The organism is Chryseobacterium sp. CH21 (assembly GCF_004119445.1).
Classification (GTDB): Bacteria; Bacteroidota; Bacteroidia; order Flavobacteriales; family Weeksellaceae; genus Chryseobacterium.
This window is the reverse complement of the sequence record NZ_QICI01000114.1, coordinates 1-282: the sequence shown is the minus strand read 5'-3', so window position 1 is coordinate 282 and position 282 is coordinate 1. Positions and strand designations below refer to the sequence as shown.

The window sequence follows — 282 nt, the reverse complement described above, 5'->3', positions numbered from 1 at the left end:
TCCAACTGATAGACGTTCAGTTGAGAGCTGCCGGATGGGAATGTGATACAGAAAATATTAATTACAAGAATAAAAAAACATTACCCGAAAAAGGAAAAAATAAAGCAATTGCAGAATGGCCATGCGGAGGAAAGTATGCAGATTATGCTGATAAGATTAATCTAAGCGAGCTTGATACAAGAATCCAACTGATAGACGTTCAGTTGAGAGCTGCCGGATGGGAATGTGATACAGAAAATATTAATTACAAGAATAAAAAAACATTACCCGAAAAAGGAAAAA

Annotated in this window: 1 protein-coding gene; it reads left to right on the top strand. The window is 35.5% G+C overall.

Features of this window, described 5'->3' with window-relative positions:
* Positions 1-282: hypothetical protein (locus BOQ62_RS22200; protein ID WP_164976829.1), on the top strand; the 282-nt coding region annotated here is incomplete at both ends.